The organism is Collinsella sp. An2 (assembly GCF_002160065.1).
Classification (GTDB): domain Bacteria; phylum Actinomycetota; class Coriobacteriia; order Coriobacteriales; family Coriobacteriaceae; genus Limicola.
On sequence record NZ_NFJW01000014.1, the window covers coordinates 21,432 to 37,951 of the forward strand.

General features: G+C 63.2%; 13 protein-coding genes. 1 reads left to right on the plus strand and 12 read right to left on the minus strand.

All coding sequences use genetic code 11. The annotated features are described in order from the left end of the window. Positions 1 to 37: 37 nt before the first annotated feature. The 11 genes from B5F33_RS08585 to B5F33_RS08635 all read right to left on the minus strand — a co-directional run bounded on the left by B5F33_RS08585 (position 38) and on the right by B5F33_RS08635 (position 12,299). On the minus strand, positions 38 to 592 hold the full coding sequence (locus tag B5F33_RS08585) for a hypothetical protein (RefSeq protein WP_087411399.1): 555 nt from the start codon (positions 590 to 592) through the stop codon (positions 38 to 40). Positions 593 to 649: 57 nt separating this feature from the next. Further along, positions 650 to 1,333, minus strand: a complete 684-nt coding sequence (pyrE, locus tag B5F33_RS08590; protein ID WP_087411400.1) for an orotate phosphoribosyltransferase — start codon at positions 1,331 to 1,333, stop codon at positions 650 to 652. Between the two features lie 108 nt (positions 1,334 to 1,441). After that, complete coding sequence (locus B5F33_RS08595) at positions 1,442 to 2,632, minus strand: Nramp family divalent metal transporter (RefSeq protein ID WP_087411401.1); 1,191 nt, start codon at positions 2,630 to 2,632, stop codon at positions 1,442 to 1,444. Positions 2,633 to 2,709: 77 nt separating this feature from the next. After that, positions 2,710 to 4,554, minus strand: a complete 1,845-nt coding sequence (locus B5F33_RS08600; protein WP_087411402.1) for a CBS domain-containing protein — start codon at positions 4,552 to 4,554, stop codon at positions 2,710 to 2,712. A gap of 336 nt (positions 4,555 to 4,890) precedes the next feature. Next, positions 4,891 to 6,273, minus strand: coding sequence for a polysaccharide deacetylase family protein (locus B5F33_RS08605; RefSeq protein ID WP_087411403.1), 1,383 nt, complete (start codon positions 6,271 to 6,273; stop codon positions 4,891 to 4,893). 57 nt (positions 6,274 to 6,330) lie between these two features. Then, positions 6,331 to 7,092 (minus strand): hypothetical protein, encoded by a 762-nt coding sequence (locus tag B5F33_RS08610; protein WP_087411404.1) that lies wholly within the window; start codon positions 7,090 to 7,092, stop codon positions 6,331 to 6,333. Further along, a complete protein-coding gene (locus B5F33_RS08615) occupies positions 7,092 to 7,475 on the minus strand; it encodes a YtxH domain-containing protein (RefSeq protein ID WP_087411405.1) in 384 nt (127 codons plus the stop codon). Before B5F33_RS08615 ends, B5F33_RS08610 begins: the two co-directional genes overlap by 1 nt. A 173-nt stretch (positions 7,476 to 7,648) precedes the next feature. Continuing rightward, positions 7,649 to 8,347, minus strand: a complete 699-nt coding sequence (locus tag B5F33_RS08620; RefSeq protein ID WP_239284989.1) for a hypothetical protein — start codon at positions 8,345 to 8,347, stop codon at positions 7,649 to 7,651. A 22-nt stretch (positions 8,348 to 8,369) separates the two neighbouring features. Further along, complete coding sequence (locus tag B5F33_RS08625) at positions 8,370 to 9,782, minus strand: hemolysin family protein (RefSeq protein ID WP_087411406.1); 1,413 nt, start codon at positions 9,780 to 9,782, stop codon at positions 8,370 to 8,372. A 110-nt stretch (positions 9,783 to 9,892) separates the two neighbouring features. Further along, positions 9,893 to 10,561 carry a hemolysin III family protein gene (locus B5F33_RS08630; protein WP_087411407.1) on the minus strand — a complete coding sequence of 223 codons (669 nt, stop codon included), beginning with the start codon at positions 10,559 to 10,561 and terminating at the stop codon, positions 9,893 to 9,895. A gap of 550 nt (positions 10,562 to 11,111) precedes the next feature. Beyond that, entirely contained in the window at positions 11,112 to 12,299 is a 1,188-nt protein-coding gene (locus tag B5F33_RS08635) for a DUF362 domain-containing protein (protein WP_087411408.1), read from the minus strand. Positions 12,300 to 12,795: 496 nt separating this feature from the next. On the opposite strand from B5F33_RS08635, the gene B5F33_RS08640 reads away from it, so the two are divergent. After that, a complete protein-coding gene (locus B5F33_RS08640) occupies positions 12,796 to 14,385 on the plus strand; it encodes a UDP-N-acetylmuramoyl-L-alanyl-D-glutamate--2,6-diaminopimelate ligase (RefSeq protein WP_239284991.1) in 1,590 nt (529 codons plus the stop codon). 215 nt (positions 14,386 to 14,600) lie between these two features. Here B5F33_RS08640 and asnB read toward each other — a convergent pair whose 3' ends face one another. After that, entirely contained in the window at positions 14,601 to 16,445 is a 1,845-nt protein-coding gene (gene asnB, locus B5F33_RS08645; protein WP_087411409.1) for an asparagine synthase (glutamine-hydrolyzing), read from the minus strand. Positions 16,446 to 16,520: the final 75 nt, after the last annotated feature.

A 16,520-nucleotide genomic window follows, 5' to 3' on the forward strand; every position in this document is an offset into this window, starting at 1 on the left:
ATGCCGCATGCGCGGCCGCATGTTATCTGAAGGTGCGCTACGAGAACAGCGCGTTCATGAGCTCGGTCTCGGCTGCATCGTCCTCAGACCACACGCCCTCGTCGTCGCACGAATAGGGCAGGTTGCAGGTAACGGTGCGCGGCTGCGCCTCCTGAACCACCTGCATGAGCACCTCACCCGCCATCGTATAGAGGCCCTGCTCATCCTCCTGAGCCGACAGGTCGAGCGACCCCAGCTGGTCTGCGAACTGAGTCTGGAAGTTGTTCATGATGTCCTGCAGGGACTTGATGGTGATGTCCACCGTCGCCGTAGCGGTCTTGTCGTCGACCGAGATGTCGCCGATCGAATAGTCAAAGCCGTCGAGATAGGCCTTCGCAAACTCCTTGGCATCGATGCCCAGCGTCTGGAAATCCTCGCCCGAGGCCTCGACGATCTCATCGAGGAAGTCGTCTCCCCCTTCTTTGATCTCGTCGAGCTGCTCGGTCAGGTCCTGGCGAATCAGGTCCTCCACCGACGGGCCGCCGCAGCCGGGCAGCACCGCCAGGCAAAGCGCCGCAAGCATCATGATCGGAACCAGCAGGATCTTCTTCATGGGTCCTCCCCCATACCACGGGCTACACAGCACACGCCGCAACAGCCCCGCTGATAGTTACTGCTTCACGCCATACTGCTCGTAGTAGGCATCGAGCGCCGCCTTCACCGCGTCGTCGATCACCACGCGGCCGTCGACCTCGCGCCCATACAGGTGCTCGACGACCTCGGCCATGCTCACGATGGACGCGACCGGGAACCCGTAGCGCTCGGTGATCTCCTGCTGGGCGGTCACGACGCCGCCCTTGCCGACCTCCATGCGGTTAAGCGACACGATAAGACCCTTGACCTCGACGTTTGCCGCACCGGTCACGATGGGATAGGTCTCGTCGATGGACTTGCCCGAGGTGGTTACGTCCTCGACCATGACCACGCGGTCGCCGTCCTGAAGCTCGTAGCCCAAAAGGTTGCCCGCATCGGCGCCGTGGTCCTTGACCTCCTTGCGGTTGGAGCAGTAGCGAACCTCCTTGCCGTACAGGTCATGCATGGCAATGGCCGTGACCACCGACAGCGGGATGCCCTTATACGCCGGGCCAAACAGCACGTCGAAGTCCAGCCCGAAGTTATCGTGAATGGCGCGGGCATAGTATTCGCCAAGCTTCTTGAGCTGATAGCCCGTCACATACGCGCCGGCGTTCATGAAAAACGGCGACTTGCGCCCGCTTTTGAGCGTGAACTCACCAAACTTGAGCACGTCGCTTTGGACCATGAACTCGATGAACTCCTGCTTGTAAGCCTCCATGAGAACTCCTATCTCGGCTTGACGATGCATATCCTGTCGACAAGCATAGCAGAGCACCCCCGGGGGCGACGCGCACGCATCGGTAGCCGCCGGCACGCGACGGCGCCACTAGAATCCCAAGAACTGAAGCACGAACATGCACACAGTGAGCACCGTGATGAGCACCACGGTCACCCAGGTAAGCAGGTTCCACACGCGCCCGTTGCGGTACTCCCCCATGATGCGTCGGTCGCTTGCGATGAGCACCAAAAACACCAGAAGCGCTGGCAGCAGCACGCCGTTGATGACCTGCGAGACCATCATGATGCCAAACAGGTCGACCCCGGGCAGGATGACGAGCAGCGCAGAGACCACGATCACCGCCGTGATGATGCCGCGATAGGCCGGCGCCTCCTCCCAGGTGCGGTCGGCGCCGCGCTCCCAGCCGAAGGCCTCGCAGATGGCCGAAGACGTCACGCCCGGAAGCACGCACGCGGCCAAAAAGCTCGCCGCCACCAGTCCGGCCGCGAAGAGCACCGTCGACCACTCGCCCACGATGGGTTCGAGCGCGCGGGCCGCATCCGCCGCGTCCGAGATCTGGATGCCTGCGGGAAAGAGCACGGCCCCGGTGGTGACGATAATGAACCACGCCACGATGCACGAGATCACCGAGCCCGAGATGGCATCCACGCGCTGCAGCGGCAGATCGTCGGCGTCGGCGTTCTTGTCCACCACGTTGTTCTGCGCGAGAAAGATCATCCACGGCGCAATGGTGGTGCCGATGGTCGCCACCAGCAGCGAAATATAGCTGGGATCGCTCTCAACCTGGGGGGTCACGGTGGCGCGTAGCACCTGGCCCCAATCGGGCCCCACCATGAAGGCGGCGACCACGTAGGTCAAAAACACGCAGCTCACCAGCAGCAGAATCTTCTCGATACGCTGGAAGCTGCCCGACATGGTGAGCAGCCACACCACAAGCGCCATGAGCGGAACCGAAATCGCAGGCGACACGCCAAAGAGCGACAGGCCGCTCGCGATGCCCGCGAACTCCGAGATGGTGACCGCGGTGTTGGCGATCAGCAGCGCCGCCATGGCGAGCGCACTCCGGCGCACGCCGAAGCGCTCGCGGATGAGCGATGCGAAGCCCTTGCCCGTCACGCAGCCGCAGCGCGTGGCCGTCTCCTGCACCACGATGAGCAGCAGCGCCATCACGGGCAGAATCCACAGCATGCCGAAGCCGTATTTCGCGCCGTCACTCGAGTAGGTCGCGATGCCGCCGGCGTCGTTGCCGGCAAGCGCGGCCAGAAGACCGGGGCCCATCGCCCCTAGGATCGCGGCAAGCGTCAGCTTATCTCTGGTTCCCCGTACCACGAGACCGTCCTCCCTACGATGCCGGGCTATCCCGCGATAAGCGAGACGACGGCGACGGAGGCGGCCGAGTACAGCGCGGCGGCTATGAACACGGCGAGAACGCTCAGCGCGGTGCCCGAGGTGTTGAGGTCGTGGTCATCGCGCCAGAACAGCACCTTGAGATAGCCCACCGAGCTGAAGCAGCTCAGCAGCGAGACGAGCGCCGCGACGCCAAAGCTCCAGGTGAGAAGCTGTGCCGGTACCGACGATGCGTCCGAGAAGGCTGCACCCACCACGAGCTGGCCGCACAGGTACACCACCAGCGCAAGCGCCACGCCCACGCCGGTGGTCTGCAGCCAGAACGCCAGGTACGGACGACCCTCGTCGTCGCGGTCGTTCTCCAGATACCAGTTGCGCACAAACGCGGTGGAGCGGCTCGCTGCAAGCAGCGCCACGGGCATGGCGCACATGGGATAGATGAACGCGTTCTCGAAGCTTGTAAGCCCGGCGGTCACAGAAGCGAGAATGCCCGAGGCGATCGCCCATACCAAAATCCAGTAATGGCGCTTGGAGAACCAGGTGAGCGCATGCAGCGACTCGCCACCGACGCTTCCCTCGCCCGAGCCCATGCCGGCGATCTGCAGGTCTTCCTGATGCTCCTCCGACATGACCTCCATGGCGTCGTCCACCGTGACGATGCCCAGAATGTGGCGGTTCTCGTCGCAGACCGGGATGGCGGCCAGGTTGTACTTGGACATCTCCTCGGCCACGTCCTCCTGGTCCACATCGGGCGCCACCCAAACGACGTCGCGATAGGCAAGGCTGTCCAGGCGCGCATCGTGGTCGGCCACGATGAGCGCGCGCAGCGAGAGCACGCCGGTGAGCGCACCGGCCGGGTCGGTGGTATAGACGTAGTAGACGCTCTCGAAGTCCTCGTCCAGCTTGCGCAGGCCCTCGATGGCGTCGTCCACCGTCGAGGTCGCCGGCAGCGCGACGAACTCCGAGGTCATGATGCGGCCTGCGGTGTCCTCTTCGTAGCCGAGCAGGTTACGAATCGCGCGCTCCTCCTTGACGCCCATGAGGCGCAGAAGCTTCTCGGCCTTCTCGTAATCGAGCTCCTCGATGAGGGCCGCAGCGTCGTCGGGGTCCATGAGGGCGAGCATGGACGAGGCGTCGCGGTCGCTCATGCCCTCGAGCATCTCGGCGACAAGCTCCTCGTCGTCGAACTCGCTGATGGCCTCGGCGGCCTGCGCCGTGTCAAGCTGGGCAAAGACCTCGCCGCGCAGCCGCGGGTCCAGCTGCTCGATGATGTCGGCGATATCCGCAGGGTGCAGCTCGTCGAGCGTCTTGTGCGAGACGGAGAGCTTGATCTGCTGGGTGCTGCGCTCAAGCAGGTCCATGTACGACCAGGCGATGATGTGCTCGGGAAGCGGCTTGCCCATAAGCTTGGCCGCCCGCTCTACGAAGCGTTCCAAGGCCGGATGCAGTGCGCGCAGCAGGCCGCGAATGCCCACCTCGGCGCCGAGCAGGCGAAGCTGGTTTTCGCCCGAGGCCGACAGCTTGAGGTCGTTGACGCGCACGACCTTGAGCCCCTGCGTGTCGACGATCTGCTTGTTCAGGATATCGCGTGCCAACAGCACCTCATCGGGCTGCAGATAGGAAAAGCGCACGTCGGCCTGGGAGGCCTTGAGATAGACGCCCGTGTTGTCGAAATGGTCGACATACTTGCGCCACGAGATCATAAAGGGTGTCTTCGCAGGGCCCTGGAAGGCAAGCGACGTCACATGGGGAAAGACCTCGCCGGTGGCGATGCCCAGGTCGTTCACGACGCCGAGCTCTTCCCCGTCCACATCGATGACGGGCAGCTTGAGCATCTCGGATAGGTAGTTCATGGTGCTCCTTCAGCAGCCGGCCGCAGGCCGTGCGACCAGGCAAAACGGCTTGTATGGAACGCGCACGCAAACGGCGGGTATCCGCATTTGGCGCAACGGACAACCCCGTACGCGCGCTCCAGGAGCACCCGCAGGGGTCAACGACTGTGAGGTCGAGGTTTTGATTTCACCTTGCATCCTTTGGTTGGTTGACCCTAAAAAAGGCGGCTGCCTCGTGGCAACCGCCCATACTATAGCAGGTGTAGGGAGTTTCTATCGGACCAATTTAACTCGTCGAATACGCTTCAAAGGTGTGCGTGAGCGCATCCGCCGTGTCGTAGGGCGCCCCGATGGCCGTCAGGACTCCTCGGCGATAGTGGGAAGCACGGCGTCCTTGGGCATGGACACCTTCGAGAGGTTGAGGGCCTCGGCCAGGCTCTCGTCGGTTTTCACCAGCTCCGAAAGCGTCACGAGCGTATAGCCCTTGTCCTGCAGCTGATCGATGAGGTCAGGCAGCGCTTCCACGGTCTGGGCGCCGGTCTCGGCGTTGTCGGTAAGCAGCACGACGTTGCCGTTGCGCACAGAGTCGCAGACGTCCGACACCACCTGGTCCGCTCCGGGCAGCAGCCAGTCTCCCGAGTCGACGTTCCACGACACGACCGCGCTCACCAGATCCATCGCCTCGGCCCAGTTCTCATCGGAAAAGGCCGCGTACGGCGCACGAAGCAGGCTCACGCTTGAGCCCGTCGCCTCGTCTATGGCGTCGAAGCCGCGCGTAAGCTGATCGCGCAGCTCGTCGCCCGCAAGCTTGGTGAGGTTCGTGTCGCTATAGGAGTTCGAACCCAGCTCGCAGCCGGCGTCGGCTATGGCCTTTGCGGCCGCAGGATTGGCCTCCACGGCGTCACCGGACAAAAAGAAGGTGGCCTTTACACCTTTGTCCTTCAGAATCTGCACGATTTGCTGGGTATAGTCGCTGGGACCCTCGTCAAAGGTGAGCGCGATATAGCTGCCCTCATCGGGCGATACCGAGGAAGCCGCCACCTCGCAGTTGACGACCTCCTTCACCACACCGCGATCGGCCGTGATGCCCGACTGCTTGCCCGTCCAGACCTCCGACCTGCCGGGCACGCCCCATGTCTTCACATATTGGAAGGCGCCCGTACCGCTTACGGTAAGCGTCGGGGCAATAGTCGTGGCCTGTACATCGTGCTCCTCGTAGGTGTCGGGACCGTCCTCGACGGTGACCTCTTCGCCACCTGTGAGCTCGGTCGTGGAGATGTCGTCCAACGACACGGACTTCCCGTTGAGCGTGATCGCATAGCGGTCGCCGCCCTCGCGCTCCAGCACCGAATCGTCAACGGCCAGGAGGTCTCCCGCCTGGGTCGTCTCATCAAGCCCCTGGTCCGAGATCAGCTGTTCTATCGTAGAGTTGATGCGCACAGACGCGCTCTCGCCGTTCAGCGTAATCTCGACCGAACGGTTCACATACCAGATGATGCTGGCGATAAAGAACAGGAACGCGCAGGCAACCGCAATGATGGCATATGGCCTGCGTGAATTGTTGCCGCCGGCCCGAAAGCCCTGACGACGGCGCCCGAATCCTTGCGAGTGATTGAGATATACGGCCCCGCGGCGGCGCGCCGTGCGCTGGCGGGCGCTCGGAAGCTGGTAGCCGGTGCCGCCCCTTCCCCGACGCATATGCGGCTTGGATCTCGAGTAGGAGGTGGTGTAGTTAGGCAATGGTTCTCCTCCTCAACATGCAGGCGGCAAGCCGGCGGAGAGGTCTCGCCGGCTATGCTACCTGTTGTTCTTTTTCTTGGGCGCAGGTCCCGCCGCCTTTTTGAACTCGTCTTTGAAGGCGGTGAACATGCCGCGCGTCTTTCCCAGCTGGCGGCCCAGGGCACGGCTGCCCTTATCGACGGCCGCAGAGCCCTTCTCGTCAAGCGTGCGGGCGCCCTTCTTGACCTTGTCGCCGATGACCACACTCGCCTCGGCGGCCTTGGCGGCCATGCCGCCCGAGACCTCAAGCGAGGCGGCCTCATCGGCCACGATCATGGCGCCGTCGCGGTAGCCGCGCAGGTAGCTCGCCGGCATCTCGACGTTGCCAAGCAGCGTGGTCGCAGCCGCCCCGGCCGTGAGGAAGAAGCTCTTCACGCGGCCCGTCTTGGGATTGAAGTCGGCGTCGGCGCAGTATCCCAGCCGCGTTCCCGACTCGGTGACCACGTCCATGCCGCACCAGATGATGCAGGCGTCCAAATCGATACCCAAACGCTTTGCAGCGGCCTTGTCGTAGGATGCCTTGTCGTCGGCCACCACAAACACGCCCTCGTACACCGAGAACGCGTCGAACGCCACGAAACGGTCCGGCTGCTTGATCATGCCCACCACGTCGGGCGGTGTGACCATGAAGCCAACCATGCGCAGGCCGTCGGGGGTGAACACCGGAAAGTGCACCTTGCCCAGCTTGCGAGGATCGCGCGGGGTTCCGTCCTTGCGCGTCTGCTTGTCCTTCGGTACGGCTCGATAGACCTTGAGGCCCTGGAAGTCCTGAGCGCGCATTAGGCCTCGGCGTTAGCTGCGGCGTCCTTCAGGGGATCGGCGAACTCGACCTCGACGTCGACGGCCGGTGTCACGGCGCCGCCAGACACAGCCTCGTTCAGGGTCTCGCGCAGCTGGTCCATGCGCTCGCGGGCAAGGTCGACCTTGGCACGAAGCTCATCGGTCTTGGCGTCGACCATGGGACCAAAGTCGTTTACAGCGGCGCGAGCCTGCTCGACGCCCTGGTCATACATATCGCGGGCGTTGTCCCACGCGTCGTTGGCCATGTCGGCGGCCATGGCGCGGGTCTCGGCGCCCGAACGCGGGGCGACCAGAATACCGATGATGGTGCCTGCGGCAGCGCCCAACGTGGCGCCCACAACGAAGCTAAAAGTCTTGCCCATGTCTATTCCCTCCCGTGTGAGGATTGGCGTTGATGGCTCCCCATTATACCCGGACGGCATGGAGACGCGCCGGCACCCCTGCAAACGGTGTGAACGGCGCGGTAACGGCCAGGGCTCATCGCGCTCGTCGCGACTTGGCCCGCATGGCCGATCGGCCCGTCACGCTGGCGTTTCTACTCCGTATAGCCTGCGGCAGCGCCGCCAAAGACCGGCTGCTCCCCGTCTTCCCGGTCGTCGGGGTCGAGGCTGGCAGTGCCTTCGACGTCGATGCCGCCCACCACGGGCTCGTCCGCGCCCGCGTCGAAGCCCGCCTCGTCTTCGGAGGTGCCGTCACCGGCTTCGTCGGAAATGCCTTCGCCCTCGTGCTCGTCGGCAGGCGACTCGTCCTCGCCCTCGCCGCGCAGCGAGAGCACCAGCCGACGCAGTGCCTCGACCGTGCCAGGCAGATCGGGTGCCTGCATGTCGGCATGCAGAAACGCCCAGTCCATCATGAAGATCGCCGACGAAAGCGACCCGATGGTCAGGGCGTCGTCAGGACAGGACAGCTCAATCTCGTAGACACGGGGATCGTTCTCGATGGCGCGCGTGCGCCCGCACGAGATGTCGCCCGCCAGGCCCGTCTCGTTCATGATCTCGACCGTCAGGTGCTCCAGCAGGTGCGCGATCTCGGTGTCGCCCATGCAATCCTGGAACTCGCTACCGGCATCGCCCAGGCACACGTGCTTGGCGATAGCAGGCGCCAGGTAGTACACCCGCGCGGTGGCCTCGATATCCTCCGACGTCCGAAGCGGCATGTCAGGGTTCACCAGAACCCGTACGCGAGCCTTGTCCTCGTCCACGGTGATCTTCAAGATGTTGAACAGCTCTGCCATGACTCTCCGTTCCTCGACCGGCTTACTTGTCGGCGCGCGCGTCCTGCGCGTCCTTGGCGCGTGCGTCCGTGCGACCGGACTCCGTGCGCTGCTCGGCCGACGCATCGTCGTCGCTTCCCGCCGGGTCGTCGGCCTTGTGGTCCTCCTCGGCCGGAGCGATCACACGGATGAGCGAGATGCGTTGGCCGCGCATGGACTGCACCTTGAACTTGTACCCCTCGGCTTCGATTATCTCTCCAATATTAGGTACGCCGTCGCAGACTTCCAAAATCCAGCCTGCAATGGTCTCGTAGTCATCGGAAAGTTCAATGGGCCAGCCCAGCTCCTTGGCGTCGTCGCAGGCAAAGCGGCCGTCGACCAGCCATTCGCGGCGCGAGAGGCGGGTGAGGTACTTGTTGTCGGGGTCGAACTCGTCCTCGATCTCGCCCACGATCTCCTCGACGATGTCCTCGATGGTGATAACGCCGGCCGTGCCGCCGTACTCGTCCACCACGACGACCATCTGCTCGTGGGCGGTCTGCATCTCGGAAAGCAGCGGCAGGATGTCCTTGGTATCGGGCACGAAGGTGGCGTCCCTCAGGCAGGACTTCACCGGGCGCTTGCCCTCGCTCGAAAGCGCCAGCTCGATCAGGTCCTTGATATGCGCGATGCCCGTCACGCAGTCCGGGTCTTCATGGAAGACGGGAATGCGCGAATAGCCCGTGCGGCGCATGACGTCAAGCACTTCCTCGATGCTGTCGGTATCCTCTGCCATGGTCACGTCCACGCGCGGCACCATGACCTCGCGCGCCACCGCGTCGCCCAGGTCGAAGATCTCGTGAATCATGCGCTTCTCTTCGTCGAGCAGCGTGTCCTGCTCGGAGACCATGTATTTGATCTCTTCCTCGGAGACGTTCTGGCGGTCGTCGGCGCTCTTGATGCCCAGCACCGCAGAGATGCCGTTGGCACTTGCCTGGGTGAGCCACACGAGCGGCTTGGCGATGCGGCGGAACACCATGATGGTGCCGGCGACCGACTTCGCCATGCCCTCGGCATCGGACAGACCGATGCGCTTGGGCACGAGCTCGCCGATGACGATGGAAAGATAGGATACGATGAGCGTGATGACGATCGGTGACACCACGGGCGCGATCGCCGAGAGCGGAGCTAGGCCGAAGGACTCGAGCCAACGGGTCAGCGGGTCGGAAAGTGTGTTGGAGGAAACGGTGGCCGAGAAGAAGCCCACAAGCGTGATGGCGACCTGGATGGTAGCAAGAAAGTCGGTCGAGTCCGCGGCGAGCTCGAGCGCCTGGGAGGCACGACGGTCGCCCTCCTCGGCATCATGCTCGAGACTGGCGCGTTTGGCCGTGGTGAGGGCCATTTCCGACATGGAGAAAAAGCCGTTCAACACGGTGAGCAGCAAGGTGGCAACAATGGAAAAGACAATCATGCCCATGGCGATGAATCAAACCTCCTGGTAGGTGCGAGATGAGGTCTGCAGATGCAGACCCCGGGGGACGGCGAGGCACCGCGGCCGCCGCAGGCAAGCCGGGTGCGAGGTCTCAGCTAGATCACGTACAGGATCACCGCCATGAATATGAAGACGCTGCCCGCGAGCACCCACAGGTGCCAGACGCTATGCATGTAGCGGATCTTCTTCATGACATAGAACGCCGTGCCGATGGTGTAGCAGATGCCGCCCACGGTGAGCAGCGCGAGCGCCACCGGGTCGAGCGAGACGATGAGCTGCGGCAGACGGAACACCACGAGCCATCCCATGATGAGGTAGATGAGGATGGTCACCCAACGCGGCTGGCGCTGTCGCCCTATGATCTCGAAGGAAATGCCCGCAAAGGCCAAGGTCCACACGAGCACGAAAAGCACGACGCCGCCCTCGTTCACCAGAGTGATGAGGCAAAACGGCGTATAGCTGCCCGCAATGAGCAGATAGATACAGCTGTGGTCGATGATGCGGAAGATACGTTTGGCCGCTGGCACCTGGATGGCGTGGTAGAGCGTTGAAGCGAGATACTCCAAGATGAGCGTGACGCCGAACACGATGGCCGAGGCCAGATGCGTAGGCGCCGCGCCACCAAGCGCTGCCTTCACGATGAGCAAAACCAACCCGGCAATGGCCAGCAAACAGCCGATGCCATGTGTGATGGAATTGGCAATCTCCTCGCCAAGCGTATAGAGCGGAGGTTCGTGCGAAGCGTTGTCGCCACCGTGCGACACGCGCGGGTATTTTGGACAGGATCGACGCCGTTTGTGACAGGTTGCGCAGACGTCATCGGCGACAGGGCATGCAGCATCACCCTGTGAGGGCGCGGACTCGGCATCCGTGCCCGAAATACTTCGGGGTGTGGAACTGTCGCTCGGTGCGGGCATAGACGTGAACGATCCTCCAAACAAATGAATAAACTGCCCAAAACTATAGCAAATCTGCTTGCTGGCACACAAGGCATTGTTACAGAACGGCACCCCACCCCTTGCCATTGGGGACTGCCATTTGCCATTGGGGACGGGTACAAATGACAGATTTTGCCAATGGGGACGGGTACGGTTGGCAGACGTGCCATTGGGGACGGGTACGGTTGGCAGATTTCCCGGCCTACGAGGCCGTCTGTCAAACGTACCCGTCCCCATTGGCACGTCCCCAATGGCACGTCCTAGACCGTCTGTCATTTGTACCCGTCCCCAATGGCAAAAGGAGAGGGCACCGGCGCCTCTTCTCTGAGGAGCCGGCGCCCGGTGTCGTGGCGCAACGCGGTTATGAAAGCAGGGCCTATTTGACCTCGATGAGCTCGTAATCGCTCGTGCCCAGGCCAATCTTCTCGGCGTGCTCGATCATCGAGCGCCAGTTGGTGTCGGGATGGGTCATGTTGAAGTGGTCGTGCTCACAGCGCTCGGGGACGCCGCCCTCGGCCTCCAGCTTGTCGCGCATCTCGGTAAGCTCGGTGTCGGGCATGGCCGGCGCAGCAAGCGCCATATCGATGCAAGCCTTATCGATCGCAACCGGGTCAAAGCTCGCAAACATGCCAAGGTCGGGCACGATAGGCGTGTCGTTCTCGGCGTGGCAGTCGCAGTTGGGCGAGATGTCGATGGCGAGCGAGATGTGGAAGTTGGGACGATCCTGCACCACGGCCTGCGTGTACTCGGCAATCTTGTAGTTGAGCACGTCGACTGCGGCGTCGTAATCCGGCTCGATGGCGTCCTGGTTGCAGGCGCCGATGCAGCGGCCGCAGCCCACGCAACGGTCGTGATCGATCGTGGCCACATGCACGGTACGGGTGGAACCGTTAGCAAGCTCGCGCTCGCGGGTCTCGTCAAAGCTGATGGCACCGTGGGCACAGATGCGCTCGCACGCGCGGCACCCGACGCACTTCGACGTGTCGCAGCTCGGCTTGCCGGCGGCGTGCTGCTCCATCTTGCCGGCGCGGCTGCCGCCACCCATGCCGAGGTTCTTCATGGCACCGCCAAAGCCGGCCTGCTCATGCCCCTTGAAATGCGTAAGGCTGATGACGATGTCGGCGTCCATGAGAGCGTGGCCGATCTTGGCTTCCTTCACGTACTCGCCGTTCTTCACGGGCACGAGCGTCTCGTCGGTGCCCTTGAGGCCGTCGGCGATGATCACGTGACAGCCGGTTGCATACGGCGTGAAGCCGTTCTGGTAGGCGCAGTCGATGTGCTCGAGCGCGTTTTTGCGGCTGCCCACATAGAGCGTGTTGCAGTCGGTGAGGAAGGGCTTGCCACCCAGCTCCTTCACCACATCTGCGACGGCGCGGGCATAGTTAGGACGCAGAAAGCTCAGGTTACCCAGCTCGCCGAAGTGAATCTTGATAGCGACGAACTTGTTCTCGAAATCAATCTGCTCGATACCCGCACGCTTGATGAGCCGCTTGAGTTTATCAAGCTGGCTCTCGCGGCCGTGAGTACGCAGATTGCAGTAGTAGACCTTGGCTTTTTCTGCCATGTGACCCTCCCCAGAATCGATGGCGATTGGATTGCGCGGCCCAGGCGAAGGTCCGCGCCTTACGTTACACGTCCATTATCCCCGATGCCGCCGCAACAAGGCATACGCGTTTTTCATGGCAGCATATACGCAGAACGGATAGAGCGTGCCTGCCAGCAGAATTGTGGCAAAACACACGCTCAGGTTCTATGATGCGGCAATCCACACGCTCGAGGCCCCCTATTCGGGCCCTGAACGTGTAGATTGCCGCAATTCCGCCGACGAGCGTGTATATCGCCGCACAACGCGGCCCGTAGCTCGCCCGCGGCCCGTCGCCTGCCCGCGGCCCGTCGCCAGCCCGCCCGCTGCCGCCACCCACCTGCGGCCCGTCGCCCGCCTGCGGCCCCGCCCGCAGCCCGACATGTGTCTCGACCTCGTGCACGCACACTCGCCGCACGCCCCTAAACGTGGACATAGGTACAATACCCTTCAGTCAACCACCACAAAGGAGCCTATTGTGACGACCTCTCTCACCGCATCCTCCCTCCCCGCCTGCTCAATCGACGAACTTGCCGACATCCTGCGCTCACGCGGCGTCGACACCCGCACTCTGCTGCCCACGGCAAGCCGCCCCACAACCGTCGTCGGCATGTCCATCGACTCGCGCACCGTCGAGGAAGGAAACCTCTTTGTGTGCAAGGGAGCCGCCTTTAAGCCCCAGTTCCTCGCCGATGCCATCGGCCGTGGCGCCGCCGCCTATCTCTGCGAAGCCGCCGACGCCGACCTCGATGCACCGGCCGAGCTCGCCGCTGCCGCCCCCGACACGCCGGCAATCGTCGTCTCGAACGTGCGCCGCGCGATGGCCCTCGTCGCTCCCGCCATCTACAACCACCCCGAGCGCGACCTCACCATCTGCGGCATCACCGGCACCAAAGGAAAGTCGACGGTTGCCTACATGCTACGGTCGATCATGACCGCAGCCGACATCGACACCTCCATCCTGGGCTCGATCGAGACCGATGACGGCGTTCAGCACTTCGAGAGCCACAACACCACACCCGAGTCGCCCGACCTTTGGCGCCACCTGCACAACACCGTTGCTTCCGGCCGCCACCACATGATCATGGAGGTCTCGAGCCAGGGGCTCAAGTACGACCGCGTGCTGGGGCTGCCCCTGTCCATCGGATGCTTCCTCAACATCGGGCGCGACCACATATCCAGCGTTGAGCACCCTACCTTTGAAGACTACTTCGCCAGCAAGCTGCGCATTTTCGAGCAGTGCGACGTGGCCGTGGTGAACCTGGGCACCGATCACGTCGAGGAAGTACTTGCCGCCGCCCGGCAGGCCCGTCGCGTGGTCACGCTGCAGGCCATTCATGCACAAACGTCTACCTCAGAGGCATCGATCCCCGCTGCCGACTTCACAGCCAACAACGTCGAGAGCACGCCGGCAGGCCTATCCTTCGACGTCCTTGAGGGCGAGGAGCGCCACCGCATCACGCTTGGTATGGCGGGCCTGTTCAACGTCGACAACGCCCTTGCTGCCATCGCTTGCGCTCGCCTCATGGGCGTGTCCTACGACGCCATCGCCGCCGGCCTTGCGCACGTACGCGTGCCCGGCCGCATGGAGCTTGTCCCCTCGGCCGACGGGCGCGTGCTCGCGATTGTGGACTATGCCCACAACGAGCTCTCATTCAAGACGCTCTTCGGCTCCGTCAAGGCCGAGTATCCCGAGCGCCGCATCATCGCGGTCTTCGGTGCCCCCGGCGGCAAGGCCCAGGAGCGTCGCGAGGTGCTGCCCCGTGTCGCCGGCGAGTACGCGGACCTCATCATCTACACCGAAGAGGACCCCGCCCACGAGCGCGTCGAAGACATCTGCGCCGAGCTTGCCTCCAACACCCCGGCCGGCGTCGCGCATGCGGTCATCTGCGACCGAGAGGCCGCCGTCCGCCGCGCGCTGGAGGCCGGCATGGACGCGCCCGAGGGGGCGGTCGTGCTGCTGCTCGCCAAGGGTGATGAGACCCGGCAGCATCGCGGGGACGACTATCCCGAGGTCAAGAGCGACCTTGCGCTGGCCCGCGAGTTCCTCGGAGCTTCGGGCCGCTAGACCGGGCCGCCTGGAACGCATGGGCAGGCCCGCCCCAGCAGGATGGCCATCGCGCCAGCAGGATGGGCCGGGCCGCCAGCCAAGCCGCCAGGCAATGGACCCTCGACCGGCCAGGCCGCCAGGCCGCTAAACCACAACCCATCGAACGCAACAGGGCCGGCCCCACATCCTGAGGTCGGCCCTGTGCATACGCAAGCGTTACGCCCGTCTGCGCGCTACTCGTCGATGAAGTAGCGCTTATACCAGATGAGGAACGTGAGCGCCGTATAGATCTTGCGCTGGTTGAGCGCGCGGCCCTCAAAGTGCTCGTCGAGCATGTGCATAAGTTTGTCGGTGTCGAAGAACTCCTCCGCCCACGGCGCCGTGAAATACTCCTTCACGTAGTCGTAGTACTTCTGCTCGCGCAGCCAGAACTTGAAGGGAACCGGGAAACCCTTCTTGGGACGCGTAGCCCACTCGTCGGGAAGGCAGCGGTTCGCAGCGTGACGCAGCACCTGTTTGTTGCCGTGCTCGTTGACGCGATAGCGGGCCGGTACGTGCTCGGCGAACTCCATGACCTTCTTATCCAAGAACGGCACGCGTAGCTCCAGCGAGTGCGCCATGCACATCTTATCCGCCTTGAGCAGAATATCTCCCGGCAGCCACATGTTCATGTCGAGGTACTGCTGCTTCGAAAGCGGGCAGAAGCCCTGCACGCGGTCATAGATGGGACGAGCGACCTCGAAGGCGTCCGGACCGGTCGCGTATTCCGGCTTCAGCACGTCGTCGGCCTCGTCGGTGCGATACACATACGCCTGGCCAACGAACCACTTCTCGGGCATCTCGGCGCCCTTGAGCAGGAAGTTACGACCCTTGAAGTAGTGCTTGTCGGCCACGAAGTTACCCAGTGCACGGCGGATGCCGCGCGGCACGAGGCGCTTGTAGCGCGCGATGGACGGCACGTCTTCGTACCAGGCATAGCCGGCAAAGAGCTCGTCTGCGCCCTCGCCCGAAAGCACGACGGTCACCTGCTCGCGTGCGAGCTTGGCCAAAAACCACAGCGGCACGCTCGAAAGATTCGACTGAGGCTCATCCATGTGGTACTGAATCTGGGGCAGCGCCTCGAAGAACTCATCGGCGGTGATCATCTTGCGGAAGTTCTTGATGCCGAGCTTGTCCGACAGCTCGGCCGCATAGTTCGTCTCGTTGAAGTCCTTGTAGTCGAAGCCAACCGAGAACGTATTGTCGGGCATGAGGCAAGCGGCAATGTAGCTGGAGTCGACGCCGCCGGAAAGGAACGACCCCACCTTGACGTCGGCAATGCGATGGGCCGCGACGCTCTCGTGCACCACGGCATCGCACTCGTCCACGTACTCGTCGAAGGTCTTCGAGTTGTCGTCCGAGAAATCGGCGTCCCAGTAGCGACGCACGTTGAGGGCGCCCGTGGCGATGTCGTAGCTGAAGCAGTGCGCGGCAGGAAGCTTGTACACGCCCGCGAAGAACGTCTCGTCCGTCGCCGGGAACTGCAGTGTCAGATACGGACGCAGCGCCTTCTTGTTCACGGCCTTCACAAAGCCCGGATGCTCCAAGAAGCTCTTGATCTCGCTGCCGAACAGCAAATCGCCCGAGGCGGTGCGATAGTAATAGAACGGCTTGATGCCAAAGATGTCGCGAGCGCCGAAAAGCTTGTGGTTGTGACCGTCGTAGATGACAAAGCCATACATGCCGCGCAGACGGTCGACCAGCTGCTCGCCCCACTCCTCGTAACCATGTACGAGCACCTCGGTATCGGCATTGCAGTGGAACGTGTGGCCGGCGGCCTCAAGCTCGCGGCGAAGCTCCTGGAAGTTGTAGATCTCGCCGTTGAAGGTCACAAAGACGCTGCCGTCCTCGTTGCCCATGGGCTGGGCTCCCGCCTCGGTAAGGTCCAGAATGGACAGACGGCGAAATCCCATGGCCACGTCATCGGTAAGGTGCGTACCGCCCATGTCGGGGCCGCGGTGAACGATGCGGTCCATCATGGCGGTAAGGACGCCCCGCCTGTTATCAAGAGTGCCGGTGAATCCGACGAATCCGCACATACGCGTGTTCCTTTCGACCTGCTTGCGCTGTCGCATCGACGTGCGACGAAGCCACACGCGACGTTAGAACTGTAC